The following is a 1,944-nucleotide window of genomic DNA, read 5'->3' on the forward strand; positions in this document are numbered from 1 at the left end:
CATTTAGATTGATAGAGTTAAAGTAGCTCTCCCAGGTTTCAAAATTATCTGAAAAATCGATTTTAAGGTCTGGTAAAATGGCAGCCAGGTCTTTAAGGAAATTACTTTTTTGAGATTGTAAATTGAGCCGTGCTTCGGTATCATCTATCCTGTAAATGAGTGCACCTTTTCTGAATGACTCGCCTTCCTTTAAGGCTACCGATCCGGCATACATACGGCCTGAAACCTCAGCAATTATGTCTAAAGATTCTGCGGTACGCACTCTTCCAAACGCCAGTACTTCTGTAGGAATTGATGTATACTCAACTGGTTGAGTTTTTACAAATTTCTTAATCTCGGGAGGGGTCTTCGTTTCGGGTTCCTCCTTCATTTCGCTCAAAACACCGCTTAAGACAAAAGAAAGTACAACTACCAAAATACCAATACCCACAATTACAAATTGCCTCGTCTTCATTTTTTGTTGTTTAGTTTTTGCTTGACCTATACACCTGTGGTGTTATATTATGGACTCCTTCCAGCAGGTTTTGTTTCATATTTTCATTTAAAAGTGATGAGTAGTCTTATTTTATTACTCAAGCGGAAAATATAACTGGTGAAATGCATGAACCACGGTGAATTAATCGGCCGCAATCTTACATATAATCACAGTCACAGGTAGCATTGTATAGGGCCTTTTTTATATTTGCACCTTCGATTATTTACTACTCAAAAAATCCCTATAGATGAAAGACTTTGTAGCTGAGCTTAAATGGCGCGGTATGATTCACGATATAATGCCAGGTGCCGAAGAACAATTAAATAAGGAGATGACAGCTGCTTATATTGGTTTCGACCCCACGGCTGATTCACTTCATATTGGTAGCCTCGTTCAGATCATGACATTGGTACATTTCCAAAAAGCCGGACATAAACCTATGGCTTTGGTAGGTGGTGCTACTGGCATGGTAGGTGACCCTTCGGGAAAATCTGCCGAAAGAAACTTACTGAATGAGGAAGAATTGAATCATAACCTTAAGTGTGTTCAGCAGCAATTAGAAAAATTTCTTGATTTTGACTGTGGAGATAATGCTGCTGAGGTAGTAAATAATTACGATTGGTTCAAGGAGATGAATTTCCTTGATTTCATCAGAGATGTTGGTAAACATATCACTATCAATTATATGATGGCTAAAGATTCTGTACAGAAACGTTTAGAAACTGGTCTTTCATTCACAGAGTTTAGCTACCAACTCGTACAGGGTTATGATTTTTACTACTTATATAAAAACAAAAACTGTAAACTTCAGCTTGGCGGTTCTGATCAGTGGGGCAATATTGTAACAGGTACTGAGCTTATTAGAAGGAAAGCCCAAGGCGAAGCTTATGCGATAACCACTCCATTAATTAAGAAAGCCGATGGAAGTAAATTCGGTAAAACAGAAGAAGGTAATGTTTGGCTTGATCCAAAGCGTACTTCTCCATATAAGTTTTACCAGTATTGGCTCAATGCATCTGACGAAGATGCTGCTAACTATATTAGAATTTTTACGCTTAAGTCTAAAGAAGAAATTGAGTCATTAGAAAAAGAGCATGCCGATGCTCCACATGCCAGAGCACTACAAAAAGCCCTTGCAGAAGACATTACAGTGCGGGTACACTCAAGAGCTGATTATGAAATGGCCATAAAAGCATCTAATATTCTTTTTGGTAAGTCGACTACTGAAGACCTGGCTTCTCTTGATGAAGACACTTTACTTGCTGTTTTTGATGGTGTACCACAGATCAATGTCAACAAATCTGATTTAAACGATTCCGAAGATTACACAACATTATTATCTGACACCACCCAAGGCGTTATTTTTAAATCAAAAGGTGAGGCACGTAGAATGCTTAAGCAGGGCGGTGTAAGTATAAATAAGGAAAAAATAGAGGATCAGAGTGCGAAGCCTGAAATTCAACTATTAC

At 38.3% G+C, this 1,944-nt stretch carries 1 protein-coding gene and 1 pseudogene; one reads left to right on the forward strand and one right to left on the reverse strand.

Annotated elements, in window-relative coordinates:
• A pseudogene (locus tag E1176_RS01765) lies at window positions 1-454 on the reverse strand (efflux RND transporter periplasmic adaptor subunit); the annotation flags it as partial.
• 268 nt (window positions 455-722) lie between these two features.
• Here E1176_RS01765 and tyrS point away from each other — a divergent pair.
• Window positions 723-1,944, forward strand: a 1,222-nt coding sequence (tyrS, locus tag E1176_RS01770; RefSeq protein WP_155208859.1) for a tyrosine--tRNA ligase, incomplete at its 3' end; no start/stop codon positions are given.

The organism is Fulvivirga aurantia (assembly GCF_009711475.1).
Taxonomy (GTDB): domain Bacteria; phylum Bacteroidota; class Bacteroidia; order Cytophagales; family Cyclobacteriaceae; genus Fulvivirga; species Fulvivirga aurantia.